This is a genomic window from Pararhizobium qamdonense (genome assembly GCF_029277445.1).
In the GTDB taxonomy this organism is placed as follows: Bacteria; Pseudomonadota; Alphaproteobacteria; order Rhizobiales; family Rhizobiaceae; genus Pararhizobium; species Pararhizobium qamdonense.
This window is the reverse complement of record NZ_CP119566.1, coordinates 422,938-448,887: the sequence shown is the minus strand read 5'-3', so window position 1 is coordinate 448,887 and position 25,950 is coordinate 422,938. Positions and strand designations below refer to the sequence as shown.

28 protein-coding genes, 1 tRNA gene and 1 pseudogene are annotated in these 25,950 nt (G+C 60.8%); 18 read left to right on the top strand and 12 right to left on the bottom strand.

What is annotated here, in order from left to right:
* Positions 1-3 precede the first annotated feature (3 nt).
* From PYR65_RS02220 to PYR65_RS02210, 3 genes are all read left to right on the top strand, one after another.
* Positions 4-1,245 (top strand): M24 family metallopeptidase, encoded by a 1,242-nt coding sequence (locus PYR65_RS02220; protein ID WP_276119731.1) that lies wholly within the window; start codon positions 4-6, stop codon positions 1,243-1,245.
* Positions 1,246-1,257: 12 nt separating this feature from the next.
* Complete coding sequence (locus PYR65_RS02215; protein WP_276119730.1) at positions 1,258-2,214, top strand: LysR family transcriptional regulator; 957 nt, start codon at positions 1,258-1,260, stop codon at positions 2,212-2,214.
* Positions 2,215-2,310: 96 nt separating this feature from the next.
* Positions 2,311-3,438: an NAD(P)/FAD-dependent oxidoreductase gene (locus PYR65_RS02210; RefSeq protein WP_276119728.1), complete on the top strand. Its 1,128-nt coding sequence runs from the start codon at positions 2,311-2,313 to the stop codon at positions 3,436-3,438.
* On the opposite strand, the gene PYR65_RS02205 is transcribed toward PYR65_RS02210, so the two are convergent.
* Positions 3,428-4,948: a UdgX family uracil-DNA binding protein gene (locus tag PYR65_RS02205; protein WP_276119727.1), complete on the bottom strand. Its 1,521-nt coding sequence runs from the start codon at positions 4,946-4,948 to the stop codon at positions 3,428-3,430. The two genes, PYR65_RS02210 and PYR65_RS02205, sit on opposite strands and share 11 nt — an antisense overlap.
* Positions 4,948-6,180, bottom strand: a complete 1,233-nt coding sequence (locus PYR65_RS02200; protein ID WP_276119725.1) for a putative DNA modification/repair radical SAM protein — start codon at positions 6,178-6,180, stop codon at positions 4,948-4,950. Before PYR65_RS02200 ends, PYR65_RS02205 begins: the two co-directional genes overlap by 1 nt.
* Before the next feature lie 127 nt (positions 6,181-6,307).
* Here PYR65_RS02200 and PYR65_RS02195 point away from each other — a divergent pair, with 127 nt between their 5' ends.
* Complete coding sequence (locus PYR65_RS02195; protein ID WP_060638581.1) at positions 6,308-6,868, top strand: DJ-1/PfpI/YhbO family deglycase/protease; 561 nt, start codon at positions 6,308-6,310, stop codon at positions 6,866-6,868.
* 30 nt (positions 6,869-6,898) lie between these two features.
* Positions 6,899-7,402 (top strand): pyridoxamine 5'-phosphate oxidase family protein, encoded by a 504-nt coding sequence (locus tag PYR65_RS02190; RefSeq protein ID WP_276119724.1) that lies wholly within the window; start codon positions 6,899-6,901, stop codon positions 7,400-7,402.
* A 70-nt stretch (positions 7,403-7,472) separates the two neighbouring features.
* Here the strand turns inward: PYR65_RS02190 and PYR65_RS02185 are convergent, their stop codons facing one another.
* Positions 7,473-8,021 carry a flavin reductase family protein gene (locus PYR65_RS02185; RefSeq protein WP_276119723.1) on the bottom strand — a complete coding sequence of 183 codons (549 nt, stop codon included), beginning with the start codon at positions 8,019-8,021 and terminating at the stop codon, positions 7,473-7,475.
* A 298-nt stretch (positions 8,022-8,319) separates the two neighbouring features.
* Here PYR65_RS02185 and PYR65_RS02180 point away from each other — a divergent pair, with 298 nt between their 5' ends.
* Positions 8,320-8,496 (top strand): hypothetical protein, encoded by a 177-nt coding sequence (locus PYR65_RS02180; RefSeq protein WP_276119722.1) that lies wholly within the window; start codon positions 8,320-8,322, stop codon positions 8,494-8,496.
* Between the two features lie 221 nt (positions 8,497-8,717).
* On the top strand, positions 8,718-9,458 hold the full coding sequence (locus PYR65_RS02175; RefSeq protein WP_276119721.1) for a 2-keto-4-pentenoate hydratase: 741 nt from the start codon (positions 8,718-8,720) through the stop codon (positions 9,456-9,458).
* A gap of 124 nt (positions 9,459-9,582) precedes the next feature.
* On the opposite strand, the gene PYR65_RS02170 is transcribed toward PYR65_RS02175, so the two are convergent.
* The 3 genes from PYR65_RS02170 to PYR65_RS02160 are packed head-to-tail and all read right to left on the bottom strand — an operon-like array spanning position 9,583 to position 11,816.
* Complete coding sequence (locus PYR65_RS02170) at positions 9,583-10,269, bottom strand: D-lyxose/D-mannose family sugar isomerase (RefSeq protein WP_276120941.1); 687 nt, start codon at positions 10,267-10,269, stop codon at positions 9,583-9,585.
* Positions 10,270-10,291: 22 nt separating this feature from the next.
* Entirely contained in the window at positions 10,292-11,077 is a 786-nt protein-coding gene (locus PYR65_RS02165; protein WP_276119720.1) for an SDR family NAD(P)-dependent oxidoreductase, read from the bottom strand.
* Positions 11,070-11,816, bottom strand: coding sequence for a FadR/GntR family transcriptional regulator (locus PYR65_RS02160; protein ID WP_060638587.1), 747 nt, complete (start codon positions 11,814-11,816; stop codon positions 11,070-11,072). Before PYR65_RS02160 ends, PYR65_RS02165 begins: the two co-directional genes overlap by 8 nt.
* A gap of 124 nt (positions 11,817-11,940) precedes the next feature.
* Here PYR65_RS02160 and uxuA point away from each other — a divergent pair, with 124 nt between their 5' ends.
* Positions 11,941-13,116 (top strand): mannonate dehydratase, encoded by a 1,176-nt coding sequence (uxuA, locus tag PYR65_RS02155; protein ID WP_276119718.1) that lies wholly within the window; start codon positions 11,941-11,943, stop codon positions 13,114-13,116.
* Positions 13,117-13,135: 19 nt separating this feature from the next.
* Here uxuA and PYR65_RS02150 read toward each other — a convergent pair whose 3' ends face one another.
* The 5 genes from PYR65_RS02150 to PYR65_RS02130 form a co-directional block, all read right to left on the bottom strand.
* On the bottom strand, positions 13,136-13,888 hold the full coding sequence (locus PYR65_RS02150) for an ABC transporter permease (RefSeq protein ID WP_276119717.1): 753 nt from the start codon (positions 13,886-13,888) through the stop codon (positions 13,136-13,138).
* Entirely contained in the window at positions 13,885-14,823 is a 939-nt protein-coding gene (locus PYR65_RS02145; RefSeq protein WP_276119716.1) for an ABC transporter ATP-binding protein, read from the bottom strand. Before PYR65_RS02145 ends, PYR65_RS02150 begins: the two co-directional genes overlap by 4 nt.
* On the bottom strand, positions 14,820-15,986 hold the full coding sequence (locus tag PYR65_RS02140) for an ABC transporter permease (protein WP_276119715.1): 1,167 nt from the start codon (positions 15,984-15,986) through the stop codon (positions 14,820-14,822). Before PYR65_RS02140 ends, PYR65_RS02145 begins: the two co-directional genes overlap by 4 nt.
* Before the next feature lie 75 nt (positions 15,987-16,061).
* Positions 16,062-16,973, bottom strand: a complete 912-nt coding sequence (gene osmF / locus PYR65_RS02135) for a glycine betaine ABC transporter substrate-binding protein OsmF (protein ID WP_407951266.1) — start codon at positions 16,971-16,973, stop codon at positions 16,062-16,064.
* A gap of 235 nt (positions 16,974-17,208) precedes the next feature.
* A tRNA-Ser gene (locus PYR65_RS02130) sits at positions 17,209-17,298 on the bottom strand.
* A 288-nt stretch (positions 17,299-17,586) separates the two neighbouring features.
* On the opposite strand from PYR65_RS02130, the pseudogene rplU reads away from it, so the two are divergent.
* The 4 genes and pseudogenes from rplU to PYR65_RS02110 all read left to right on the top strand — a co-directional run.
* Positions 17,587-17,898 (top strand): annotated as a pseudogene (gene rplU / locus PYR65_RS02125) (50S ribosomal protein L21); the annotation flags it as partial.
* Positions 17,899-17,996: 98 nt separating this feature from the next.
* Positions 17,997-18,266 (top strand): 50S ribosomal protein L27, encoded by a 270-nt coding sequence (rpmA, locus tag PYR65_RS02120; RefSeq protein WP_276119714.1) that lies wholly within the window; start codon positions 17,997-17,999, stop codon positions 18,264-18,266.
* Positions 18,267-18,393: 127 nt separating this feature from the next.
* Positions 18,394-19,050, top strand: coding sequence for a GNAT family N-acetyltransferase (locus PYR65_RS02115; protein ID WP_276119713.1), 657 nt, complete (start codon positions 18,394-18,396; stop codon positions 19,048-19,050).
* On the top strand, positions 19,047-19,628 hold the full coding sequence (locus tag PYR65_RS02110) for a GNAT family N-acetyltransferase (protein WP_276119712.1): 582 nt from the start codon (positions 19,047-19,049) through the stop codon (positions 19,626-19,628). Before PYR65_RS02115 ends, PYR65_RS02110 begins: the two co-directional genes overlap by 4 nt.
* A 48-nt stretch (positions 19,629-19,676) precedes the next feature.
* On the opposite strand, the gene PYR65_RS02105 is transcribed toward PYR65_RS02110, so the two are convergent.
* The gene (locus PYR65_RS02105; RefSeq protein ID WP_276119711.1) at positions 19,677-20,537 is read right to left on the bottom strand and encodes an endonuclease/exonuclease/phosphatase family protein; all 861 of its coding nucleotides are present in this window, start codon (positions 20,535-20,537) and stop codon (positions 19,677-19,679) included.
* Between the two features lie 82 nt (positions 20,538-20,619).
* On the opposite strand from PYR65_RS02105, the gene obgE reads away from it, so the two are divergent.
* From obgE to rlmH, 6 genes are all read left to right on the top strand, one after another.
* A complete protein-coding gene (gene obgE, locus PYR65_RS02100; protein ID WP_060638596.1) occupies positions 20,620-21,630 on the top strand; it encodes a GTPase ObgE in 1,011 nt (336 codons plus the stop codon).
* Between the two features lies 1 nt (position 21,631).
* Positions 21,632-22,801 (top strand): glutamate 5-kinase, encoded by a 1,170-nt coding sequence (proB, locus tag PYR65_RS02095; protein ID WP_276119710.1) that lies wholly within the window; start codon positions 21,632-21,634, stop codon positions 22,799-22,801.
* A complete protein-coding gene (locus tag PYR65_RS02090; RefSeq protein WP_060638598.1) occupies positions 22,794-24,074 on the top strand; it encodes a glutamate-5-semialdehyde dehydrogenase in 1,281 nt (426 codons plus the stop codon). The genes proB and PYR65_RS02090 overlap by 8 nt, the downstream gene beginning before the upstream one ends.
* Positions 24,075-24,132: 58 nt before the next feature.
* Positions 24,133-24,693, top strand: a complete 561-nt coding sequence (locus PYR65_RS02085; RefSeq protein ID WP_276120939.1) for a nicotinate-nucleotide adenylyltransferase — start codon at positions 24,133-24,135, stop codon at positions 24,691-24,693.
* 106 nt (positions 24,694-24,799) lie between these two features.
* A complete protein-coding gene (rsfS, locus tag PYR65_RS02080) occupies positions 24,800-25,246 on the top strand; it encodes a ribosome silencing factor (RefSeq protein WP_060502841.1) in 447 nt (148 codons plus the stop codon).
* A gap of 221 nt (positions 25,247-25,467) precedes the next feature.
* Positions 25,468-25,950 carry a 23S rRNA (pseudouridine(1915)-N(3))-methyltransferase RlmH gene (rlmH, locus tag PYR65_RS02075; protein WP_276119709.1) on the top strand — a complete coding sequence of 161 codons (483 nt, stop codon included), beginning with the start codon at positions 25,468-25,470 and terminating at the stop codon, positions 25,948-25,950.

Here is a 25,950-nt window from a genome sequence, read left to right as displayed (position 1 = left end):
GGCATGGCTCACCTCGACAGAACCCGCGCATCGCAGCTGATGCAAGCAGCCGGGATCGATGCGCTGCTGCTGCTTTCGCCGGAAAGTTTCACCTATGCGACAGGCGCACCGGCCGGTGTCGCAACCATGTGGCGGCGCGCCGGTGCCGTAGCCGCCATCGTCCCCGCCGATCCAGCATTCAAGGAAGCGGCCGTCGTCACAGACCTGTTCGAAGCGGCCTTCCGCGCTTCCAGCGCGATCGCCGATATCCGCATCAATCCGATCTGGGTGGAAACTGGTGATATAAGGGGCATGGAGGCGCGGCCGCCGGAAGAGCTGATCAAAGCCGCCTGGGAAAGACAGGGACGTGCACCCGGCTTCCAGCGCCCCGAGACCTTTGACGCTAGCATGGGTTTCCAGCTGGCTTCAGAGCTTCTTGCCGGAAGGCATCTTGCCAACGGCCGCATCGGCATCGAGTTCGACGGTCTTTCCGTCACCGACTTCAAGCTCTTGTCCGCCACCCTTCCGCTCGCCGAACTCGTCGATGCATCCGATCTTGTCCGGCGATTGAAAATGATAAAATCTCTCGCCGAGATCGCCCATCTGCGCACTGCCGTCGAACTGGCGGAAGCCGGTATCGTCGCTCTGCGCGAAACCATCGCTGTCGGCATCAGCCGCGACGAACTGGCAAGCGCCTGGGAGAAAGGCGCCCGCGCCGAGGCGGCATTGCGCAACGTTCAGAACCTCACCGGGGTCTGGGAATATATCTCCGTCGGCCAGAACCCATGGACCAAAGGCGGCGTGGTCGCGCACGGCGATCTGATCAAGGTCGATGTCGGCTGTTTGATTTCAGGCTATACATCCGATACCGGCCGCACTTTCGTATGCGGCACACCTTCCACGCTTCAGGCCAGCCTTTTTGCAGCTTTGCAAACCGCCTATGACGCCGGCTTGCCGCTGTTAAAACCCGGCATCGCCATGAGCGAGGTGCACCGGGTGACGACCGAAGCGATGGGCAAGGCGGGCTTTCCTGGCTACACGCGCGGTCATTTCGGCCATGGGCTGGGCGCCGGGCTCGGCAGCGAGGAATGGCCGTTCCTGTCGCGGCAATCGGATGTGATCATTGAGCCGGGCATGGTGCTGGCTTTCGAGACTCCATGGTATGTCGATGGTGCCGGCGGCATGATCATCGAGAACCAGTTGCTGATCACTGCGGATGGCCACGAGATCATGAACCGGCTACCGTCCGGCCTCGTCTCCCTCTGATCTTGGGTTGCCATGCCTGACAATCGCCTCGAACGTTTCGCCCATAATCTCGACTGGAACCTGTTGCGCACCTTCGTTGTCGTGGTCGAGGAAGGCAGCATCACGGCAGCGGCCAACCGGCTTTTGTTGCAGCAGCCCGCCGTCAGCATGGCGCTGAAACGGCTGGAACAGACCGTCGGCCAGAAATTGATCGACCGCCGCCCGGGCCGTTTCGATCTGACGGAGGCGGGCGAAAAGCTGCACCGCCAATGCCGCGACATCTTTGCCGCAGTGGTGCGTCTGCCGAATGCGCTGGAAACCGCAGGCGACGATATTACCGGCCATGTCAGCATCCATTCCGTCAGCCACGCGCATAATCCGGCCTGGGACCGCAAGCTTGAAAGCTTCTTCCGGCTCTATCCAAAGGTGACACTCAGCATCACCGTGGAAACCACCGTCAGCGTCATCAGCGCGGTCGAGCGCAACATCGCCACCATCGGCCTCTGCGACGGCAATATTCCCGACGCGCTCGGCAAGACTTTTCATATCCGCGAGCAATACGGGCTCTATTGCGGCCGGGGTCACCGGCTGTTCGGCGTTAAGGGGGCGGCGCTGAACGCACTGCGCGGCGACCCCTATATTGCTTTCATCGCCGATGTTCTCGGCGGCCAGCACATGAATGCCATTACCGCCGTGCGCGCCATGGGTTCCTTCGGCCAGCAGGTCCGGGCCGTCTCCTGCAATGTCGAGGAAGTGCTGCGCCTGATCGCGGCCGATATCGGCATCGGCATGGTGCCCGACCATCTGGCGGCACCGGGCCTTGCGGCGGGCGATCTCTGGCAATTGCCGCCGTATGAACTTTTGCCGACCACGGATGTGTTTCGCATCACCAATCCCAATGCCATTCTCAATCCTGCGGAAACCGCTTTCCTGCGCCATGTGGCAGAGACCGAGCCGCTGGATCACAGCCGTCAGCATCAATCTGCCTGATAGTCCGCTTCGAGACTATAAATTTGAACATAGAATATCCTGCGTCTAGGGTCCGGCTGCGCGATGGGAGATCGCGGGGGCAAAGGGCAGGCGGACATGCAGACATTCGACGTGGCGATCATTGGCGGCGGCATTGCCGGCCTTTCACTTGCTCATTTCCTCAGCCCGCATCGCTCGGTCGTGGTTCTCGAACGGGAAACGGCGCTCGGCTATCACAGCACCGGCCGCTCCGCCGCCGAATTCGTGCTGCGTTACAATGCGCCCGAGATCTGCGGCCTCGCCACCATCGCCAAGACTTTCTTCGACACGCCGCCGGATGGATTTTCGGACATCCCGCTCCTGAAGCAACGCGGCGGCGTGATGATCGCCAGCGTTGAAAAAGCCACGCGCCTTGACGAGATGTTCCGCGCCGAGCTTGCTTTCACGCCCGAACTGGAATTGCTTGATGAAGAAGACATGCTTGCCCGGTTGCCGATCCTGAGACCAGGCTATGCGGCAGCAGCATTTTATGATCCCAATTTCTGGGATATCGAGGTTGAAAGCCTGCTGCAGGGCTATGTGAAGGCCGCGCGCCGCAATGGCACTGAGATCCGCGAGCGCCACGCGGTCATCTCCGCCAGCCATGACGGCCAGGTGTGGACCATCGAAACATCGGCGGGCGTTGTACGCGCCAAAACGGTGGTCAATGCCGCAGGCGGCTGGGCCGATCAGACTGCGGAACTCTTCGGGGTCGAGCCGCTCGGCATCGTCCCGCACCGGCGCACCGCCATCACCGTCGACCTTCCCGAGGGCATCGATATTTCGGCCATGCCGGAGATCAATGAGATCGACGAGGATTTCTACATGAAGCCCGACGCCGGCCGCCTGTTTGCGAGCCCCGCCGATGCCACCCCGTGCGAGCCCGGCGATGTCCAGCCGGAGGAACTCGATGTCGCCTGGGCCGCGCATTATGTCGAGGAGGCGACCACGATCCCGGTGCGCCGCGTCGCCAAGAGCTGGGCCGGCATGCGCAGCTTTTCGCCCGACAAGCTGCCCGTCATCGGCTTTGCGGCAGGTCAGCCCGATTTCTTCTGGCTGGCGGGACAGGGCGGTTTCGGTATCCTGACCTCCCCCGCCCTTGGCGCCCTGGCGGCAAGCCTTTTGACCGGCGAGCCGCATCCGGAGAGGTTCGGCGCGATGGGGCTTGACCCCGCACGGTTCAGCCCTCTCCGGTTCACGGCCTGATATCATCCATTATGCTGCTCCGCCCGCCCGCCGGACTCATCTTCCGCCCGAATTCGGCGGCACGCGCAATATCCGAGCGAAACCGCGCCATTTCTTCCGCCTTGCGGCCCTCGTCCGGGATGCGCAGGAGATAGGCCGGGTGTACAGTCACCAGCAATGACTGCCCCGCATCGATTTGCAGCATCTCGCCGCGCAGATCTGCAAGCCGCTGGCGGCTGTCGGTCAGCGCCATCAGCGCGGTTGATCCCATCGCCACGACGAGCTTCGGCTTGACCAGCGCCAGTTCCCGCGTCAGCCACCATTTGCAATGCTGCACCTCGCCGACATTCGGCTTTTGATGGATACGGCGCTTGCCGCGTGGCTCGTATTTGAAATGCTTGACCGCATTGGTGACATAGGTGTCCTTGCGGTCCAGCCCCACATCCTGGGCAACCTTGTTGAACACCGCACCCGCCGGGCCGACGAAGGGCCGGCCGGCCAGATCCTCCTGGTCGCCCGGCTGCTCGCCGACGATCATGATCGCGGCATCCTGCGGCCCCTCGCCGAACACGGTCTGCGTTGCTCGGCAATGCAGGGCGCAGCGCGTGCAGTGACGCGCTTCCTCGCGAAGCTCCTCCAGCGTCCCGGCCGGTGGCTGGGCAATTTCGGGTTCGGCTTGCGCGACCGCCTGCAGCCGCTGGTGAAACAATGGGGCCTCGCTGGCCGCGCGCTCGGCCATGGCAATGACGCTCGCCTCTGCCCCGGCAATCAGCCCCGGAATAAGCCCGGCTTCCGGCAGGTTCTTCCAGTATTTCTTTGGCATCTCCGTCATCATCATCTTCACCTTGAGACGGGCCGGATTGAAGATGCTGGAAAAATAGGTACGCCACAGCATATCGGTGCTATCCGTCAGCATCGGATTTTCCGCAGGTTCGGTTGAAACCGACAGGCTCTCGCCATCCCAGGCCGCCGTTCCCCTCGGCGTGGCGATGATCCAGTCCATATCGGTAAACCGGCGCTGGAAGAACGGCGCCACGCGGGCAACGATATGATGATCCGGTTCGAACCAGGCCAGAAACCGCCGCCGCGCATGCCCTTCCCCGATGTCGAACTCCTTGAACCGGACGAACGCCGTCATCTTGTGGCAATCGCGCCGCACGGATTTTTCCATCGCCCGCAACTGCGCCACATCGGCATCGGAGACCACTTCCAGAAGCGCGCGCTCCGCCTGCAGCCGGAAGAGAACACGGTAGAGAAGCTGGAAACGCAAGGGATCGCTATGGCAGATCACCGCCTGCGCCAAGGACAGGAAAGCCTTCGGCACGGTCAAGGAGGCCCCTGCCGCAACAATCGCCGTGCCGGGAGAGGATAGATCAGCCACTCCGGCATCCGCCCCGAACAGGTCGCCCGCCGCATCGCTCCTGCACCGCCAGTCGATCCCGCGCGGTGGCGTGCCGGCCAGCAGCAATGGTCGCGCAGCCTCCCGCCACTCGGTCAGATCGCCCCGGCCCTCCAGAAGAACCGTCGCCATTACAAGAGCGCCAGCTGTTCGGGCTTGGGCTCGAACATGGCCCGCAGATCGGAGCGATCGATCAGCCGGTGCGGTGTCCAACCCTCGGTCACGACGAAGGACTGCACCTTCTTCAGCGAGACATGCAGCCGCGCCAAGTCCTCCAGCCGCAAACGCCGATGGCGCCGCGCCGACAGGATACCGTTGACGGCCTTCGTTCCCAATCCCGGCACCCGCAGCAGCATCTCGCGTTCCGCCGTGTTCACATCCACCGGAAAGCGATGCCGGTTGACCAAAGCCCAGGCAAGTTTCGGGTCGAGCTTCAGGTCCAGCATGCCATCGGGCTGGTTCTCGGTAATCTCCTCGATGCCAAAGCCATAAAACCGGTAGAGCCAGTCGGCCTGGTACAGCCGGTGCTCGCGCATCAGCGGTGGCTTGATCAAAGGCAGGTTCTTCGACGCATCGGGAATGGGGCTGAAGGCGGAATAATAGACCCGGCGCAGCCCGTAGCTGCCGTAAAGCCGGGCGCTGGTCCCGAGGATCACCTTGTCATTGGCCTGATCGGCGCCGACGATCATCTGCGTGCTCTGGCCTGCCGGCACGAAGCGTTTGCGCCGCTTCGTCTGCAGCGTCGGATCATTGGCGGCCTCGATCTTCAGCCTGAGCTCGCCCATCGATTTGCGGATATTGGCCGGCCGCTTTTCCGGCGCCAGCCGCGTCAGCCCCGTGTCGGTCGGCAGTTCGATATTGATCGACAGCCGGTCGGCATAAAGCCCCGCCTGCTCGATTAGCAGCGGCGAGGCTTCGGGGATGGACTTCAGATGAATATAACCGCCGAAATTATGGGTAACGCGCAATTCCCGGGCGATGCGCACCATTTCCTCCATCGTATAATCCGACGAGCGAATGATCCCGGAGGAGAGAAAAAGGCCCTCGATATAATTGCGGCGGTAGAATTCCAGCGTTAGCCAGACGACTTCCTCGACGCTGAACCGCGCGCGCTCGACATTGCTGGATGACCGGTTGATGCAATAGGCACAGTCATAAATGCAGAAATTCGTCATCAGGATTTTCAGCAGCGAAATGCAGCGGCCATCCGGCGCATAGGCATGACAGATGCCGGACCCTTCCGTCGATCCCAGACCGCCCGATTTGGAGGAATCCCTCTTCACCGTGCCGCTCGAAGCGCAGGAAGCATCGTATTTGGCGGCATCGGACAGGATGGCCAACCGTTCGTTCAGCGATTTCTTCATGGTTGTTCATGATACGTTCTTATCGCTCTTTGGTCAATGCGAGAAAAACCCAAAATGTCGGAACGATTGCTGCAGGCACCCGTTGTAACCCCGAACCCTCCCCAAGCTTGCATAAGGAGATGGCGCAATGCCTTCCATCAACACATCGAAAATCCTCATCCTGGCGACCCATGGCTACGAGCGCTCCGAACTGCGCGTGCCGCTGGATGAATTGAAAAAGCGCGGCGCCGATATCAAGGTTGCTTCCGTCGAGAAGGACCCGATCAAGAGCTGGGACAAGAAGGACTGGGGCGATACCGTCAATGTCGATCTTCTGGCCAAGGACGTGAAGATCGATGATTTCGACGCGCTGGTTTTGCCCGGCGGTCAGATGAATCCGGACATTCTGCGCCATGATGAGGATGCCATGCGCATCGTCAAGGAATTCATCGCATCCGGCAAGGTCGTCGCTGCCATCTGCCATGCGCCGTGGCTCCTGATCGAAGCCGATGCCGTGCGCGGCCGCAAGATGACGTCCTATGCCTCGATCAAGACCGACATGAAGAATGCCGGCGCCATCTGGTCGGATGAGCCTGTCGTCACCGACAAGGGCATTATCACATCGCGCAATCCCGGCGATCTCGACGCTTTCGTCAAGAAGATCGTCGAGGAAGTTGAAGAAGGCCGCCACGAGCGGCGCGCCGCCTAATGACGCCTGAAGCGATCGAAAGGAAAAAGAATGGCTGATATTTCAAAGACGAAAACCGATCCGCTGCAGCAATTATGGGATGTGCTTGATGATGTGCATGCCGGTATGTTGGGCGTCGAGGAATCCGGTCAACACATGCAGCCGATGGCACCCTTTGTCGAAAAGGAAAGCAACTCGATCTGGTTTTATACCCGCACCGATAGCGATCTGGTGAAAGCTGTGCAAACTGGCGCCCGGGCGCATTTCTGCGTCATCAGCAAGGATCATGATTATCATGCGTGCCTTGCCGGTGCCATCGACGAGGTAAAGTCCCGCGAACATATTGAAAAATACTGGTCGGCGCCGGTGGCGGCGTGGTTCGAGGGCGGCAAGGAAGATCCGGCATTGACCATGCTGCAACTGAAGCTCGACGATGTTGCGATCTGGGCTTCAACCAACAGCACGCTGAAATTCGGCTGGGAAATCGCCAAGGCCAATCTGACCGGCAAGGAGCCGGAACTCGGCTATCACACGAAGATCTCGCTGCCACACTGATATCGTCAGCACCGATCGGCAATTATGCAGTCAGATGCCCTGCCCGGCCCCGGGCGGGGCATTTGTCGTCTCAGAGGGAGACCCGGCCATAGCGGCCGTTGCCATAGACCAGCGAATGTCCATCGCCTGCGACGATGGAGACGACGCGGCCGAGAATGATCGCATGGCTATGGCGCTCGATAATTTCATCGACTTCGCAATCGATCCCGGCCAGCGCGCCGCGCAACACCGAAGCGCCGCTCGCCAATGTAAACCATTCGGCCCCATCATAGCGCTCGATGCCCTTCAGGCCGCCCTTGCCGGCAAACCGGTCGGCGACATCCTGCTGGTCGGCGGTCAGAATATTGACGCAGAAATGCCCGTAGCGGCGGATGACCGGCCAGCTCGATGAACTGCGATTGATATTGACGATCATTGTCGGCGGATCGACCGATAAAGCTGTGGCCGACGTCACGGTCGCACCGGTCCGCTCATCGCCGACCCCAGCCGTGATAACGGAAACGCCACCCGACATCCGCCGCATGGCCGATTTCAGCGCATCCTCATCCGCCACATGCGGAAAGGGCTGCTCCTGCTGCGGAGCGATCCTGTCGAGCGAATTTCTCAAAGCGAGGTTCATGCTGGTCCACTCTTTAGCCGTCTCGTTCATATCCGTGATTTACGCACGAAAGACGCTCCCGCCTCAAGAAAATATCGCCCTCACTGCCCGCCGAAGCTGGATCGATTTTTCAATGATCATAAAATTTATAGATTATATTATTTTCCGAAGGGCCACTCTTTCTGCGACAGTGATATTCTGCCGAAAGGCTGAAAGTCGCAATAAGACATCAATTTAATAGACTATTGACAGGACGGCCAATTGTGTCAGGATTGTGTTAACGCCCGTTAACCGATCGCATCCAACAGCGGAGAACAGCATGTTTTATCACGGTGGAATGACCCTCGGTTACCTCACGCCTCCGGCAAAAAAGGAAAAAGCCGTTCGCGTCGAAATGCCCATGCGCCAGAGCCGCGAAGAACAGACGGAATTCGAACAGGAGCGCGATCAGGAACTGAGCCGCGCATTTCTCACCCCCTGGCATCTCTTTTATTGATCGCAATAGGCGGAGTTTTGAACTAGTCTCCGCACGCCGCCCATCCTTGGCGATGCTCGAAGACATGCCCGTGATGCGGAGTATCCTTGCGAGCTTTCGCCCCAATCCTAGTTACCTTTTTCCAAGACAGTCGTTCCCGGAACCACAATTCCGGGGTTTTCCTTTTGCGCGGGGTGTGGTGGAAAGGAAGGGCGCAACGCCGATATCAGCAGGAGACGACAATGCCCGCCACCCTCGCCCGCCAACTGTCAGACTCCGACAACCAGGGCATTCGCCTCACCTCCGCTTCACTGACCGAACCCTCCGCCGATGCCTTTGCCGTGCAGCGCGAAACGATGGCCTTGAACGGCTGGCTGACTGGCGGCTACAAGGTGGCGATCCGGCCGGATGGCAACTCTGTCTCCGCACCGATGGCGCATATTACCCATGCCAGCACCTCCGGCACCGCCGGTTTCGAGCGCCCGGCCGTCGATGCGCTGGAAGTGGAAATCTGCTTCGTGCTCGGCAAGGAACTCGCCGCTCCCGGTAACACACCTTACACTCGCCAAACCCTTCTTGATCATGTCGCCACCATCTCGTCCGGCGTCGAGTTCCTCGGCCACCGCTTGGACGATGGCAGCAAGGCGCCCGCCCTCCTGTTTCTTGCCGATCGTCTCGGCAACGCCGGTTATGTTCTGGGCGAAGAAGTGTCTGTAAAGATGATCGACCCCGGCCAGGCCTATCCGCTGACCATCACCATCAATGGTGACACCGTTTTTACCGGCCCCGGCAAACACCCCAATGACGATCCCGTCGCCGCCTTTCTGCTCTTCGCCAACGCCTTGACCGAACCCGTCGCCAAGGGCCGCATTATCACCACCGGAAGCCTCTGCGGCGCCATCCCGACCCCCGCGCGCGCAGCTATTGCCATCAGCGGGTTTACAACACTGACGGTCACCGCAGCCTCGACGCGGGAGGATTGAAAAAGGGTCTGACAACCCCGATCGGTCCCGCCGGAAATGTCAGCACGTTTCATCCTGAAAAAGTCCACCATAGCGGAGAAACGGGAAGCGTAACTTTCAACAAACGCCCGCTCAATCCCCTCGCCTACCGCAACCACTGCGCATAATCCGGCACCAGCAGATGCAGCGGCGCCTCGTCCTCCTCGATGCCGGAAAACCGCGTTACTGCCGGGTCCTCGAAAATATTGTCGGTATTGTCGTCGTTGACGGTGGAAACCTCGGCGACGAAGACATCGGCGCCCTCGCCCCAGAACGCGTGCCAGTCACCCGGCATCAGGGTCACGCTTTCTCCGGGTGATAATCTCAGCTTATGGCCCGGCGCCAGCTCGCGCCAGATGCCGTCGGTCGCCACCCGTGTGCCCTTGGCGCGATCGCACTGGCCGCCTGTATCGCCAAACAGCTCGATCACCAGCGTGCCACCACCGCGATTGATAATGTCTTCGGCCTTCAGAAGATGCCGGTGCATTGGCGTCACCTGATCCTTGCGGGCGATCATCGCCTTTTCGGCATAGAGCATGCCGCGTCCGCGCTGCAGATCGGCAAAGCGGCCGTTGCGCACGGTGAACAGGAAGAGCCCTGTTTGCTCAAAATCACCAAGCCCGAAATCGGTGATATCCCAGCCCAGCGATGCGCCGGTAATGCCGCCGATCTCGCCCTTGCGCGCCCGCATCTCGTCCGGTGACCACCGCGAAAACGGCGGCAGGACGAAGCCGAACGAGCGCATGAAAACCTCGCTCTCGCGCATGATGGCGTTGATGGCGCTACGTTTCATCGGAATGCTCATGGTCTCTCCTTCAGCGAACGCCGATACCGGCTGTCAGACCGCCATCGATCCGGTGGTCCGACCCTGTGATGAAGCCTGCTTTATCCGAGGCCAGGAAAGCGGCAAGCACCGCCACTTCCTCCGGTTCACCGATCCGCCCCAGCGGATGCGCAGCGCCAAAACGCTGGAACACGGCATCGATATCGGCATCCTCTCCCTCGAATGTCCGCGCTGCCAGCTCCAGGATCGGCGTGCGCACAGAGCCCGGACTGATCGAGACAACCCGGATGCGATCGCCGGCAAAATCGAGCGCCATCGCCCGCGTCAGCGCATGGATCGCACCCTTGGAGGCAACATAGGCGGAAACGCCGCTCTGGCAGGCATGCCCTTGCACGCTCGACAGATTGACGATCACGCCGCCGCCGCGCTTGCGCATCTCCGGCACGCCGAACTCTGCCGTCAGATGGATCGAACCGACATTGACGGCCATGCAGCGCATGAAGGCCTCGAACGGCGTGGTCTCCGCCGTGCCATAGGGATGTACTGCGGCCGAATTGACGATGATGTCGATCCCGCCGAACGCCGCGATAGCCGACGCCATGGCGCGGCTCACATCGGCAGGCACGGAAACATCCGCATGAAAAACGGTGAGCAAGAGGCTTTCGGCAGCAGCAAGCGTCTCAAGCCCGGCATTGGCATCGAGATCGATCCCCAGCGACGCCACGGAAGCGCCCTGGCGGGCGAGATGCAGCGCAACAGCCCGGCCGATACCGGTCGTTCCGGTGACGACGGCAACCTTCCCCTCGAATTCACGCATCGCGCTTCTCCCGTCCCTTCACTCTTTTCAATGCCGCCCCCTGCCCGCCGCGCGGGCCATCTGCGGCCGGAATGAATTCCAGGCCCGCATCGAGATGCCGGTCCATATGATATGCAAATCCGATCCGGTCGCGTTCGCGCAGCGCCCTGACGATATCGGCATGTTCGCTGGCGACGCTCTCCAGCACCAGCCGCTGCGACTTGCCCGCCAGCATCAGCCGCCCGATCACCGGCTTCAACATGCCATAGGTCTCCGACAACGTCCGGTTTCCCGCCGCATCCACCATCAGCTTGTGAAACTGGTAGTCCAGCTCCGATGCCTCTTCGGGCGTGCCCGCCTGCAGGATGCGCGCATTGAGCACCTCCATCCCGGCCAGCGTTTCCTCGGTGATCCGCGTCGAGAGCAGATCGAACAGGCTCATCTCCGTTAGCCGCCGGTATCCCTGAATATCGCGGAAAGCATCGACGGAAATATCCATGGCGAAGGAAAACAGGTCGCGCATTGCCGATTGATGCTGGCCGGTCAGGACAGCCCCGACTTTTTGCCGGGATTCAGCGACGCCATAGGCCTTCAACGTCCGGAAAGCTTCGCGCACGGTGTTGCGACTGGCATCGAACATGACGGCAAGCTCGGCTTCGCTGGGCAAAACATCACCGACCGTCAGGCCGCGTTCGCGGATGAGGCCGCGAATATGATCCACCATTCCGTCAACGGCGGAAGCGCGCGCACCGTCTTCCATTCCAAATCTCCTGTCCTGTTGCATGGCAGTTTATGTCCGACATAATAGCGAAATCAACTCGTAGATATTGATTTTATCCAAATATCTGCATTAATTGTCCAACATTATAACGGAGGAGATGAATATGCTGGAAAGCTGGCGCTGGTTTGGACCTGAGGACCCGGTCACCTTGTCTGACGCGCGCCAGGCCGGCGCCCACGGCGTCGTCACGGCCCTCCACCATATCTATGACGGCCGCATCTGGACGCCCGGCGACATCGCTGAGCGCATGGCGCTGGTCAGGAAGGCCGGGATGACATGGGCCGTCTGCGAATCCATTCCTGTCAACTCGGCGATCAAGCGGCGTGACGGCGACTGGCGGCGCACTCTGGATGCCTGGAAACAGAGCCTTGCCAATCTGGGCAAGGGCGGCGTGCCTGTAGTGTGCTACAATTTCATGCCGGTGGTCGATTGGACCCGCACCAATCTGTTGTACCCAACCGAGGCCGGCGGCTTTGCGCTGCGCTTCGACATGATCGATTTCGTCGCCTATGATGTTTTCGTGCTGAAACGCCGTGCCGCTGAAGACAGCTACGCGCCCGATGTCATCGAGGCCGCACGGCAAAGGCTGGCGCAAAAAAGCGACGATGAAATCCTGACGCTCGAACGGAACATCATCGCCGGTCTGCCCGGCGGCGAAGACAGTCACACGCGCGAAAAAATCCGCGCCGAGATTGCCAGTTTCGACGACGTCTCCTCCGGCGACATGCGCGCCAACCTCATCGAGTTCCTCAAGGAAGTGGTGCCTGTCGCCGCCGAAAACGGCGTCCGGCTTGCCATACACCCCGACGATCCGCCGTTCTCGCTGTTCGGCCTGCCCCGCGTCGTCTCCACTGCCGATGACATCCAGACCATCCTCGATGCGGTCGATGAGCCGGCAAATGGTATCACCCTTTGCGCCGGTTCCTACGGCTCACGCACCGGCAACGATGTCACCAAAATGGCGGAGCGCTTTGCGGCCCGCATCCATTTTGCCCATTTGCGCAATGTCAACAAGGAACCGGACGGCTCGTTCATCGAATCCGAGCATCTGGCCGGCGATGTCAACATGGTCTCGCTGATCTCGATTCTGCGCGCTGAAGAGCGGCGGCGCGAACGGGAGGGTCGCAACGACAGCATCATCCCGATGCGCCCCGATCATGGACATCTGTTGATTGATGACCAGAAAAAGAAGGTCAATCCCGGCTATTCCTGCATCGGCCGCCTCAAGGGCCTTGCCGAATTGCGCGGCGTCATCGCCGCGGTCAATCAACTGACATAGAAACAGCGAAGGCGCGGGGTCAGGCCCGCGCCGACAGTCCTGCGCGCCGCGCAAGGACGCGCTCGATTGCCGAAAAGCCGTCATAAATCAGTACGGCAAGTGCCCCGACGATCAGTCCGCCCTGCAAAACGAAGGCGATATTGTTGGATTGCAAACCGGCAATGATCACCTCGCCCAGCGTCTTTGCCGCCACCGTCGAGCCGATCGTCGCCGTGGCCAGGCTGATCACCACCGACAGCCGGATGCCGGCCAGGATCACCGGCATGGCCAGCGGCAGTTCCACCTTGAAGAGGCGCTGGCGGTCCGTCATGCCGGAACCACGGGCGGCCTCCATCACCGAGGGCGGCAAGGTCGTCAATCCCGTTAGCGTGTTTTCAAAGATCGGCAAAAGCCCGTAGAGAAACAGCGCCACCAGCGTCGGTTTCTCGCCGAAACCGAGGATCGGCACCGCAAGCGCCAGCACGGCGACCGGCGGAAATGTCTGCCCGACATTGACCAGGCTGCGCGATAAAGGCAGGAATTCCGCCCCGAAAGACCGCGTGACCAGAATGGCCAGCGTGACCGCGACGATGATGGCACCGGTCGTGGCAATGGCGACGGTGCGCAGATGCAGGAGCGTCAGCGTCAGCAGGCTGCCCTGATTGTAGATCGCCGGCGCATTCTCCTGCACCAACGGCTTCAACAGCGGATCAAACCAGCCGGGCGCCAGGAGAAAGGCAATCAGCACAGCCAATAGCGCGGCGCGCAGGAGATGCGGGATAAAGGCCTTCATTGCGGCTTTGCTGCACGCCTGGTCAGCCCTTCCAAGGTTACCCGGCCCAGAATCCGGCCATCGGCAGCGGCGACCGGCAAGGCCGCCCGTCCGCTCCACAGCAGTTCGGAGAGCGCATCGCGCTGGCTCACCGTTTCCATTACTGGCTGCCCATCCGCCGCTCCCGGCTCGACCGCATCGCCTGCGGTGTCGATCGACAGCAGCCGGAATGGCCGCTCGCTGGTGCCGATCAGCGTCTGGACGAATTCAGTTGCCGGATCCTTCACCAGTTCGGCGGGCTTGCCATATTGAACGAGCGCGCCCTTATCCATCACGGCGATCTTGTGGGCGAGGTGAAACGCCTCATCCATGTCATGCGTCACCAGCACGATCGTCGTGCCCAGCACGCGCTGAATGGCGAGCAGATCGGCCTGCGCCTTTGCCCGGATGATCGGGTCGAGGGCGCCGAAAGGCTCATCCATCAACAGCACGTTCGGCTCTGCCGCGAGCGCCCGCGCCACGCCGACGCGTTGCTGCTGGCCGCCGGAAAGCTCATGCGGAAACCGGGATGCGAAGGCGGCCGGATCGAGCTGAAACAGCGTCAGCAACTCCGCGACCTTCGCATCGATCCGCGCCTTGTCCCAGCCAAGCAGAACCGGCACCGTCGCAATGTTCTGCGCAACAGTACGATGCGGAAACAACCCGTGGCCCTGGATCGCATAGCCGATCCGGCGCCGCAATTCGAACCCCGGCATCGAGCGATTGTCCTCGCCGTCCAGGCGGATCGTTCCGGCCGTCGGCTCGACCAGCCGGTTGATCATTCGCAGAAGCGTCGTCTTGCCCGAACCGGAGGTTCCGACAATGACCGTCACGGTGCGTGGCTCGATCGTCATCGACACATCGTTGACGACGACATTACCGTCGTAGCTTTTGGTGATCCCGTCGATTTCGATCATGCGGCCCTTCCTCGTTCTTGCTGAGGGGCATTCATTTCAATCAGCGCATCGAGCACGATCGCGGCGGCAAAGGCTAAAACCACGGTCGGCACGGCACCCAGCAGCACAAGATCCATCGCCGTCTGGCCAATGCCCTGGAAGACGAACACGCCGAAACCGCCGCCGCCGATGAGCGCCGCGATGGTGGCAAGGCCGATATTCTGCACCAGCACGATGCGAATGCCCGTGAGGATGACGGGCATTGCCAGCGGAAACTCGATGCCGAACAGTCTCTGGCGATCCGTCATGCCGATACCGCGCGCGGCCTCGTTTGCCTCACGCGGCACGCCGGCAAGACCGACCACGGTATTGGCGACGACCGGCAGCAGCGAATAGAGAAACAGCGCGACGAAGGCGGGCGCAGCACCGATACCGCGAATGCCGATGGCGGCTGCCCCCGGCACGTTGACGGCGATCCAGCCAAGCGGCGCGATCAGAATACCGAAGAGCGCGATCGACGGTATCGTCTGGATCAGGTTGAGCGTGTTGAGCACGCCGGCCCGCAACGGAGCGACCCGGTGGCAGAGAATGCCAAGCGGCAGCCCGACCACGACCGACGCTACCAGCGACCCCAAAGCCAGCGTCACATGCTTCCCGGCTTCCAGCCAGAACACATCGGCCCGGCCCGAATATTCCTTGAGAATCGACAGGCCATCCCACAATCCCGACATCAGGATTGTCGCCGCCCCGCCCAGCGTGACGGCCAGAAGAAGCACCCTGACCAGCGGCAGGGGCCGCAGCCTGGTGATCGAATCGGCAGCCAGAAGGGCGAAGGAAAACAGCAGGATCCAGAAGCCGGACGCCGGCGAAACCCGCGCATAGCTATTGCCTGCCGGCGTCAGAAACGTTGCCGCCATCCCGACGAAAACAGCGATCGCAGCAAGACCCGCAGCCGCAGTCAACAGCCGAAGGCGCGTCGGCGTCTTGAACAGAACAATCAGGGCCGCGCAGACCATCAACGCGAAAAGTAGAATTCCCGCACCAGCCGACAGGGCATCGAGAATGCCTTTCCCGTCACCCGGCACGATGCGATTGGCGCGAAACGTCGCAAACGGCGCGGCGAGCACGCCATAAGCGATCAGGAGCGCAACGACCACACCGAGCTTGTCGAAGCGAATGCTCACACTGCCATCCCCATCCCCTTTGGGCCGGCTTCATTCTGCAAGCCGGCCATTTAACAGCAACCTAACGAGACCGGCTTATTTCAGAAAGCCGTTCTTCTTCAGGAAGTCCTCGGCAACCGCCTTGGCAGGTTCGCCACCCACCTGAACACGGCCGTTGAGATCCTGCAGGGTCACCAGATCGAGCTTCTCGAACACCGGCTTCAACAGGGTTTCGATGTCCGGATGCTCCTTCAAAACAGCTTCACGGATGATCGGCGCCGGCTGGTAGACGGGCTGCACGCCCTTGTCGTCTTCGAGCACAACGAGGCCCGACGGCGCAATGCCGCCATCGGTGCCATAGACCATGGCGGCATTGGCGCCGTTGGTCTGGTTGGCCGCCGCCGCGATCGTCGCTGCGGTATCGCCACCCGACAGCGTGATCAATTGGTCAGATTTCAATGTGAACCCATAGGTCGTCTGAAATGCCGGAAGTGCGGCTGCCGAATTGACGAACTCGGAAGACGCCGCCAAAACGACGGTACCGCCGCCCGCTACATATTTGCCGAAATCACTGAAGGTCTTGATCTTGCTGCCATCAGCCAGATCTTTGCGCACCGCAACAGCCCAGGTGTTGTTTGCAGGCGACGGCGTCAGCCAGACGATCTTGTTGGCATCATAATCCAGCGTCTTGGCCTCGGCATAGGCCTTTGCGGCATCCTTCCAGAGCGGATCATCAGCCTTTTCGAAGAAGAAGGCGGCATTGCCGGTATATTCCGGATAGATATCGATCTCGCCTGCGGTGATCGCCTTGCGCACGACGGGCGTCGCGCCAAGCTGCACCCGGTCCGTCGTCTCGATATTATTGGCCTTTAGAACCGCCAGGATGATATTGCCAAGCACGCCACCCTCGGTATCGATCTTCGAGGACACGACGACCTGCGCATTGGCAAAAGCCGTGGAAACGAGCACGGCCAGGGCCGTCCCGATCAATGTTGTTTTCAGACGCACGATAATTCTCCCTTGAAACGCTTCCCGATTTCTCCCACGCCCGCCCGCATTCGTCGGGGTATAAACTGCCATATGTGGCAAGCTTGGGAGAAAAATAGAGCGTGGGAAGGGGAATTTGCGCAGTGGGCGGGGTTGCGGCGCTTCCGCAGGTGGCGGCGGCCTAGGGAATTATCCTTTCTAGCATTCGAATGCACCGTATGGCATTCGGAAAGAGCATGATCATGTCATGAGAAAATGGCGGAGAGGGTGGGATTTGAACCCACGATACCCTTGCAGGTATGCCGCATTTCGAGTGCGGTGCGTTCGACCACTCTGCCACCTCTCCGGATATGCTGGTCGGCGCCATCAGCGCGAGGCGGTTCATAGCGGCAGTTTTCGGCAATGACAAGAGGGCGGATCAAGGAAAATCAAGCTTATCGGCGTCTTTCACCTTGACAGTTTTACCGGCTTCACGTAATTCGCGAACTCGAAGTGGTGTGGCATGCCCGCACCGCGCCGGGTTTCTATTTGCCCGTTTCACCGGCAATGCCGACAAGGCCTTGTCATCGTCCGACTGAAGAAAAAGACGGCCCCGCTTTGGCGGAGAGCCGGAACGAACATGAAAGGATAAAAAATGTTCGCAGTCATCAAGACCGGCGGTAAACAGTACCGCGTGGCAGCCAACGACGTTCTGACGATTGAAAAATTGGAAGGCGCCGCAGGCGACAAGATCGAATTCACCGAGATCCTGATGGTCGGCGTCGGCGCCGATGCAACCATCGGTGCTCCGTTTGTTGAAGGTGCCGTTGTCAGCGCCGAAGTTGTGGAACACGGCCGCGCCAAGAAGGTCATCGCCTTCAAGAAGCGCCGCCGCCAGAACTCGAAGCGTACCCGCGGTCACCGCCAGCACAATACGACTGTCCGCATTCTGGACATCGCTGGTGCTGCCGGCGCGAAGGCGAAGAAGGCTTCCAAGAAGTCCGACGACGCTGCCGCTGAAGCCGCAAACTGAGACACGGATCCAAGGTTTAAAGGAGAACACCCATGGCACATAAAAAAGCTGGCGGTTCCTCGCGCAACGGTCGCGATTCACAGTCCAAGCGCCTCGGCGTGAAGAAGTTCGGTGGCGAAGTCGTCATTCCGGGCAACATCATTCTGCGCCAGCGCGGAACCCAGTGGCATCCGGGCGCCAATGTCGGCCTCGGCAAGGACCACACCATTTTTGCACTGACGGCCGGTAACGTAAACTTCCGTACGAAGGCCAATGGCCGCGTGTACGTGTCTGTCATGCCGAAAGCCGAAGCAGCGGAATAAGCCGGTAGCGCTCTTAAAACAGCCGGCGTCTCATCGACCCGGCTGACGCTTACCGTTCAGGCCAAGATCAAAAGGGGAGATGGGGCAATGCCCGATCTCCCCTTTTTCACGTCTTGGAGGACTGAACATGCAAAGCGAATTGTTGAGGGAGAGCCAATCACGGTCTCCCCGGGAAGATTCCCTGGAATCTTCTCAGGAGCGGCTGCGGCCCCAACGGTCAAGGACCGATTGCCCGATATTGTTATCGCCCAGGCTCGTTTTGCGCGCCCCCCACGAAGACGATATCGACGCCCTTGCCCATCTTGCCAACAACGTCAATATCGCCACCATGGTTTCGCGCATGCCGCACCCATACACGGTGGCCGATGCCGCGGATTTCGTACGCCGTACGAAGACGGGCACGATTGGCAAGTGCGTCTATGCGATTACCAAAGCGGATAATGGCGCATTTCTCGGTTGCTGCGGTATCGAGCCGCACCCCGACGGCAAGACGGCGGAGCTCGGCTATTGGCTGGGCGAACCGCACTGGAACAAGGGCTATGCCACCGAGGCGGCACAGGCGCTGACAGACATGGCTTTCCGCACCCGCGATATCGACCAGATCGATGCGCGCTGCCGGGTCATGAACGTCGCCTCGCGGCGGGTCATCCAGAAATGCGGCTTCCAGTTCCAGGGAAGCGGCATGGTCGACAGCCAGGCGCTCGGCGGCATGATGTCGGTCGAATGGTACAGGCTCGACCGCAAGACCTGGATGTCGTTGCGCAGCTGGGGAGGTCTGCGATGACCGCTCATCTGAAGGAACGGCCAAAAACCGCCATGCGTCCCGATCCCGGTGCGTGCCCCGTCATCGAAACCGCCAGGCTGGTTTTGCGTCCGCACAAGCTGTCCGATACCGATGCGGTGGCACAATCGCTTGCCGATTACCAGGTGTCGCGCATGCTGGCGCGGGTTCCGGTCCCCTACCACCGGCAGGATGCGCTTGACTGGCTGGTCAGCCAAAGTTCGGGGCTGATTGCCGGCTGGACGCTGGCGATCACCACCGGCGACGACGTCCACATTGGCAGCGTCGGCATCGAGTTGCGGCATGGCCAGTGGCATCTTGGCTACTGGCTGAACCGCTACTACTGGAACCGCGGTTATGCCAGCGAAGCGGTGCATGCCGCGATAGAGCGGTTCTTCCGCCGCATGCCGGCAACCACCCTGCATTCCGGCGTCTTTGCCGACAATGCGGGATCGCTGAAGCTGCAGAAGAAGCTCGGCTTCGAGATCACCGGCTGCAGCCAGATCTATGCACTGGCCCGCAACGGCATGGTCAGCCATATCGAGACCATGATCACGGCAGGCGCCCTGCGCACACCCTAACGAACAAAGAGGCCCGCAGCGACAAGCTGCGGGCCTTTTTTGTTGGCACTAGTCCAGTTCGAAGCCGACCGGCAGGTGGTCGGAGCCTTCGGCGTCCAGATCGATCCAGGCATGCCGCAATCGCGGCACCAGACCGGCACTGAGGAAACAATAGTCCAGATGCATGCGCTTTTGATGGTCGCTGGGATTGATCCAGCTGTAGCTTTCGGGCGTCAGCCGGCCGAGATGCGCCAATGTGTCCACCGGGTTTTCGAGCCGCAGCGAGCGGCCGTAATAGGCGTCGCGCGTGCCGGTCATCGTGCGATATTCGGCGCCTTCCGGCTCCATGTTGAAATCGCCCATCAACACGAAATCTTCCGGATGCGGCAGCTCGGTAAAGCCGAAATCGCCACCGCCGGTCATCGCGCCGCCTTGGCGCGGATAAGACAGCGCCTTTTCCTTCAGATAGGCGATCTGGGCGATGCGCTCATCGGGATTGGCATGATCCAGATGCACCGAATAGACCCGCAGCGGGCCGGAAGGGGTGATAATAAGCGCTTCGGTGGCGCCGCGCTGCAGGTTCATCGGCGAGATCGTGCGGGTGCGCGGAAGTGGGATGAGGCGTGTGGCGGCGATCGGGAAACGCGACAGGATCATATTGCCGAACTGGAAGCGGCGATCGACGGCCCTGCCATTTTCGATGGCCGAACCGGCATCGATCTCGCAGGCCGGCCAGAAGGTGGAAAAGTATTGCGGCATCAGATCGCGGAAAATGGCGGGAAGATCCGCCTGGCCGTTGCGATGAAAATTCCGCGTCACTTCCTGCAGCGCAATCACGTCGGCGCCTTCAAGACTTGCAGCAATGCGTTCGGGATCGAAACGGCCGTCCAGACCGACGCCGTACTGGATGTTATAGCTCAAAAACTTCACGATATTCTTTGACCTCCGGAGCACGCGCCTATATCGATGGCGACAATTGTGGCGGCAAATACACCAAACAGATGGCAGTGCGATGAAATTTCTTGACGAAACAAAAGTCTATATCCGGTCCGGCGACGGCGGAGCTGGCGCTGTGTCGTTCCGGCGTGAGAAATTCATCGAGTTCGGCGGTCCGGATGGCGGCGATGGCGGCCGTGGCGGCGACGTCTGGGTGGAGGCCGTCAACGGCTTGAACACGCTGATCGATTTCCGTTTTCAGCAGCATTTCAAGGCCGGCACGGGCATTCACGGCATGGGCCGCAACCGCACGGGTGCCGGCGGCGGCGATGTGACGCTGAAGGTTCCGGTCGGCACGCAGATCTTCGAAGAAGATTCCGAGACAATGATCGTCGATATGATTGCCGAGGGTCAGCGCTTTCGCCTGGCGGCCGGCGGCAATGGCGGTTTCGGCAATACGCATTTCAAATCCTCCACCAATCAGGCCCCGAACTGGGCCAATCCGGGGCTTGAGGGCGAGGAAAAAACCATCTGGCTGCGGCTGAAGCTGATTGCCGATGCCGGTCTGGTCGGATTGCCGAATGCCGGTAAATCGACCTTCCTGGCAACGACGACGCGTGCCCGCCCGAAGATTGCCAATTATCCCTTCACGACGCTGCATCCGAACCTCGGCGTGGCAACGATCGACGGCCGCGAATTCATTCTGGCCGATATTCCCGGCCTGATCGAAGGCGCCCATGACGGCGTTGGCCTCGGCGACCGGTTCCTCGGCCATGTCGAGCGCACCCGGGTGCTGCTGCATCTGGTGTCCGCGCAGGAAGAAGATGTTGCCAAGGCGTACAAGACGGTCAAATTCGAGCTCGAAGCCTATGGCGGCGAGCTGCTCGACAAGCCGGAAATCGTGGCGCTGTCGCAGATCGACGTGCTGGACCCAACCGAACTGAAGAAGAAGCAGAAGGCGCTGGCAAAGGCCAGCGGCCAGACACCGCTGCTGCTGTCGGCCGTGGTCGGCACCGGCATGACCGAAACATTGCGCGCGCTGCGCGATATCATTGTCGCGGCGCAGACCCAGGTGGACGAAGACTGACATGACGCCGCAACGCAAACCGCTGGAAAAATACCGCCGGATTGTGATCAAGATCGGCTCGGCCCTGCTTGTGGATCGCAAGACGGGACTGAAGAAGCAATGGCTGAATGCCATGTGCGCCGATATTGCGGCCTTGAGGTCCAAGGGCGTCGAGGTCCTCGTCGTCTCCTCCGGCGCCATTGCGCTGGGGCGTTCGGTGCTCGATCTTGCCCCCGGCGCGCTTAAACTTGAGGAAAGCCAGGCGGCAGCGGCCGTCGGCCAGATCGCGCTTGCCCGCGCCTGGTCCGAAAGCCTGTCGGCGGACGAGATCGTTGCCGGCCAGATTCTCTTGACGCTGGGCGATACCGAGGAGCGGCGGCGTTATCTCAATGCCCGCGCCACGATCAGCCAGCTCCTGAAGATGCGTGCCGTGCCGATCATCAACGAGAACGATACGGTCGCCACGACCGAAATCCGCTACGGCGACAATGATCGCCTGGCCGCCCGCGTCGCCACCATGACCGGCGCCGATCTGCTGGTGCTTCTGTCCGATATCGATGGGCTCTACACCGCCCCGCCGCATCTCGATCCCAATGCGCAATTCCTTGAGACCATCGCGGAAATCACGCCCGATATCGAAGCAATGGCAGGCGGGGCCGCCTCCGAACTGTCACGCGGCGGCATGCGCACCAAGATCGATGCCGGCAAGATCGCCACGGGTGCCGGCTGCGCCATGATCATTGCGTCCGGCAAGGTTGATCATCCGCTGTCGGCGATCGGCGAGGGCGCCCGCTCCTCCTGGTTTGCACCGTCGGGTTCGCCGGTGACGGCACGCAAGACCTGGATAGCCGGACAGTTGCTGCCGGCAGGCAGCCTTGCCATCGACGCCGGCGCCGAAACGGCGCTCCGATCCGGCAAGAGCCTGCTTCCGGCCGGTGTCCGCCAGGTGACGGGATCGTTCAGCCGCGGTGATACGATCGCCATTATCGGGGCGGAAGGCCGCGAGATTGCCAGGGGGCTGGCCGGTTACGATGCCGATGAAGCCCGCCAGATTGCGGGCAAGAAATCGGCGGATATTGCCGTTATCCTGGGATATGCGGGACGCGCCGCGATGGTGCATCGCGACGATATGGTGATGACCGTATCTGCGAAGCGGGAGACGGATGCAGTGAGGAGCGACGCTCATGCTTGACGATGCACGAAAAAAGGAAGTTCAGGAATTGATGGCCGTGATCGGCCGTCAGGCCCGTGCCGCCAGCCGGCCGCTTGCCACGGCGTCGGCCGAACGAAAACACGCAGCCCTCATCAGCATGGCCAGCCATATCGTCGCCCACAAGGACGACATTCTCGCCGCCAATGCGCTTGACCTGGAAAACGCCCGCGAAACCGGCGTCGCCGCATCCTTTCTCGACCGGCTGACCCTGTCGGAAACCCGCGTCCTCGATATGGCCAATGCCATCCGGGCAATCGCCGAACTGCCCGATCCCGTCGGCGATATTCTTGCCGAGTGGGATCGTCCGAACGGCCTGCATATCGAGCGCGTGCGCACGCCGCTCGGCGTTATCGGCGTCATCTATGAAAGCCGTCCGAACGTCACGGCCGACGCCGGCGCGCTGTGCCTCAAGGCCGGTAATACCGTGATCCTGCGCGGCGGCTCAGACAGCCTTCATTCATCGCAGGCTATCCATGCCTGCATGGTGCAGGGACTGAAAGATGCCGGACTTCCAGTGCATGCGATCCAGATGGTCCCGGTTTCCGATCGTTCGGCCGTCGGCGCCATGCTGACCGGTCTTGGCGGCTCGATCGACGTCATCGTCCCGCGCGGCGGCAAAAGCCTTGTCGCCCGCGTCCAGAACGAAGCCCGCGTCCCGGTCTTTGCCCATCTGGAAGGCCTTTGCCACGTCTATGTCGATGCTTCCGCTGATCTGGAGATGGCGAAAAAGATCGTTGTCAACGCCAAGATGCGCCGCACCGGCATTTGCGGCTCGGCCGAAACGCTGCTGATCGACAGTAAGGCCAAGGATAAATTCGTCGTCCCGCTGATTGCTGCCCTTCGCGATGCCGGCTGCGAGGTGCGCGCCAGCGAAGAAATCCGCGAGATTGTACCGGGACTGATTGCAGCGACCGAGGAAGACTGGGCAACGGAATATCTCGATGCGATCATTTCGGTGACGCTCGTCGATGGTATCGAAGGCGCGATCGATCATATCTCGTCCTGGTCGTCGGCCCATACGGAAGCCGTCATTGCCGAAGATCCGGCCGTCGTCGAACGCTTCTTTGCGGAGGTCGATTCGGCCATCCTCCTGCACAATGCCTCGACCCAGTTTGCCGATGGCGGCGAATTCGGCATGGGCGGCGAGATTGGCATCGCCACCGGCAAGATGCATGCGCGCGGACCGGTCGGCGTCGAACAGTTGACCTCGTTCAAATACAGGGTGCGCGGCACCGGTCAGGTCCGGCCGTAAGGTGAAGCCGGGCGATGTCGATCCGTTTTTCCTGAAAATGCCCCATGTCGAGACCGGCATGACCGTTGGATTGTTCGGCGGTTCGTTCAATCCGCCGCATGACGGCCATGTGCTGGTTGCCGATATCGCGCTGCGCCGGCTTGGTCTTCAGCAGCTCTGGTGGATGGTCACGCCAGGCAATCCGCTGAAGAGCCGCAATCATCTGGCGCCACTTTCAGAACGGATCGCGCTCAGCGAGAAAATCGCCCATGATCCGCGCATCAAGGTGACGGCCTTCGAGCAATCGCTCGGCCAGAGCTACACCGCCCGAACGCTGGAAAAAATCCGGGAGCGAAATCGCGGCATCCGTTTCGTCTGGATCATGGGCGCCGACAATCTGAAGAATTTTCACCACTGGCAGGACTGGCAGAAGATCGCCTGCACCTTCCCCATCGCTGTCATCGACCGCCCCGGCGACACGCTGTCCTATCTGTCCTCGAAGATGGCGAAAACCTTCGATTACGCCCGCGTGGACGAAGCCCATGCCGCAAGCCTTGCCTGGCGCAAGGCACCCGCCTGGACGTTCATCCACGGACCGCGCTCACCGCTCAGCTCCACGGCGCTGCGGGCGAAATCTTGAGTGTATATAAGCAATGATTAACCGTCATTTATTTCTCGTGTCTTGAAACCTTGGGGTATTGGTGCCTACATTTAGAGTGCGGCTCGACCGACATTCGAATCGCAACATGCCTGTTCTGTTCACCTGGAAAGGAAAACCTCTGACAACAGTACACGCGAAGGGAAATGTCACTCGCATTTTCCCGCAAAGCCCGGAACGCAGCGACGAAGCCGCTGCCCGTGCTCTTCAGCTGGTTCTCGGCAGTCTCGAGGACTCGAAGGCAGAAGATATTGTCACCATCAACATTGCCGGCAAATCTGCGCTGGGAGACTACATGGTCGTGGTCTCAGGGCGCTCGAGCAGGCATGTCATGGCGATTGCCGATCACCTGATCACTGATCTTAAGGACGGTGGCCAGGGTAATGCCCGCGTTGAAGGTCTGGAGACCGGCGACTGGGTGCTGATCGACGGCGGCGACATTATCGTTCACGTCTTCCGCCCGGAAATCCGCGAGTTCTACAACATCGAGAAGATGTGGGCCGCGCCAGACATGGAAGACGGCACTTTGCACTGAGCCTTTAAGCACCTTTTCCGGGTGCTTGAGCGCGAGTGATACATTTGGATCCTGCATGGCCTGCAGGTCACGTTGGTTGATTGCGGCCATTCGCAGATTGAGTGTTGCCACCAGCGCTCCGCTGGGCAGGAAAAGAATGTGCTTGCTTGCTGACGACGCTCAGACGCCTTGGCTGGTCGTGAAGGAAACGCGACCAGCACTATACACATGAAGGAATTGACATGCGGGTTGGCCTTTTTGCCGTCGGGCGTCTCAAGGCTGGTCCGGAAAAAGATCTTGCGGCCCGTTATCTCGACCGTTTTGCCAAGGCCGGCCCTGCGATCGGCCTTGAACTTTCGCGAATTGCCGAAGTGCCCGAAAGCCGCGGCTCAAGTTCGGACACGCGCAAGCGCGAGGAAGCGGCCCTGCTTGAAAAATCCCTGCCGGACGCCAGTCTTCTCATTCTCCTCGACGAACGCGGCAAGGCGCTCGATTCGGAAGGGTTCGCCGCCCTGATCGGCACCTTCCGCGACAGCGGCAAACGCGACCTGACGATCGCGATCGGCGGCGCCGACGGCCTCGATCCCGCCCTTCACGCCAGGGCCGATGCCGTCATCTGCCTTGGTAAAATGACCTGGCCGCATCAATTGGTGCGAATCCTCGTCGCAGAACAGCTCTACCGGGCCGTCACCATCCTCTCGGGCCATCCCTATCATCGCGTTTGA